Source organism: Streptococcus danieliae, from assembly GCF_009767945.1.
GTDB lineage: Bacteria > Bacillota > Bacilli > Lactobacillales > Streptococcaceae > Streptococcus > Streptococcus danieliae.
The window spans coordinates 1-1,691 of record NZ_WSRS01000137.1 but is presented as its reverse complement, the minus strand read 5'-3'; the positions used below and the strand labels follow the sequence as shown (position 1 = coordinate 1,691).

At 43.4% G+C, this 1,691-nt stretch carries 1 protein-coding gene; it reads right to left on the bottom strand.

The features are described from left to right. Positions 1-1,177 (bottom strand): group II intron reverse transcriptase/maturase (gene ltrA / locus E5983_RS08965; protein WP_160333486.1); only part of this gene is annotated, 1,177 nt, incomplete at its 3' end. Positions 1,178-1,691: the final 514 nt, after the last annotated feature.

Below are 1,691 nucleotides of genomic sequence, written 5' to 3'. Positions count from 1 at the left end.
ACTTTTGAGCCACTAGTTGATAGTGGTCACCCCAGCCAGATACCTTATCCGCTATCCATTTCGGAACTCCTAGTTTTAGAAGCCCCCATAATCGTCTAGATTTTTTCTTCCATTGCTTCCAAATAATTACTCGGATACGAGTTCGCAAGCGCTCGTCTATTTGCTTCATTATGCTCTTCATACTACCAAGCGAGAAGTAATTTACCCAACCGCGGATTACCCAGTTTAATCGTTCAATCCGTGTCGTCAAGTCAATACTCCATCGCCTCGTTGTCAATTGCTTTAGCTTTCGCTTAAAACTCTGCACACTATCTTGATGGGGACGGCATTTCCAACCTTTTGGAGATTTCCAAAAACCAAAACCTAAGTACTTGAGTTTGGTAGGTCTCACAATCTTTGTCTTGGTCATATTGACTTTTAAGCCTAGTCGCTTTTCGATGAAGCGGCTAACGGAGTGCATAACTCGTTTGGCGGATGCTTCACTCCCGACTGTAATGACACAGTCATCTGCGTATCGGACAAAACGAAGACCTCGTTTTTCCAATTCCTTATCCAGCTCATGAAGCATGATATTAGACAAGAGCGGAGACAGATTTCCTCCTTGGGGTGTACCAACCAGTGTTTTATAGCGCTGACCTTTGATAACAACACCCGAATGAAGATATTTTCGTATCAGTGATTCTGTATCCCCATCTTGAATAATCGTATGTACCAAGGACATCAATCTATCTTGTGGAACTGTATCAAAGAATTTTTCCAGGTCAATATCCACTATCCATTCATAGCCATCATTGAGATACTCTAGAAGTTGAATGATAGCTGTCTCGCAAGAACGATTGGGACGAAATCCGTAACTATACTCTGAGAAATGTTCTTCACAGATGGGACTGAGAACTTGCACTAGTGCTTGTTGGATCATTCTGTCCATGACCGTAGGAATACCGAGATTTCTCATTCCACCATTTGGCTTGGGTATCTCTACCCTAAGGACAGGATGAGGCTTATACTTCCTCTGCTTTATGAGTTCCTTGGTTTCTCGCCAATTCTGAGCTAGGAAATTATCCATTTCTCCAATAGTAACTCCATCAATACCAGCTGAACCCTTGTTACTTTTTACCTGTTTGTAGGCTTCAAGCATATTATTCCGAGATAATATCTTATCTAGCAATTCTGACATGTGTGTACTCCTTTCTTGTTTCGGTGTCTGCGGGATGCCTTATATTGGTGAACCTTCTTCTAGTCAATACGTGACCGCCTCCAGTTCTATCAGACCATTCTTTTACAGACACAAGTGAAGTAGGATTACTTCGGCTAATTGTTCAGCCCTTCGCTCCACTTCCATTACAGAAGCTTCATCACTACTATGGCTTCGGCTGACTTCTCATGATTCGTTGTTACTACGTCTGAGACGTTCATGAGACCTCACGGGATAAGTTGTATATCTTTCCTCGTTTACTCTCGTGATTTACGCATATAGATTACGACTACCTTTTGGGACTTTAGAGTTTGACGCCTCCTCATCCACTACATACGCCTTGATATCACGTTTCTATTCGTAGAGCCACGATTTCGCTATCCCTTCCTCTCCCCGCTACCTCACGATAGTCAGGCTTGGGAGTCGCTATTGGGTTCACCGGTAGCAGGTGCCCTCAGAGGACTTTCACCTCAGATACACGACATGCCCGTCGTAC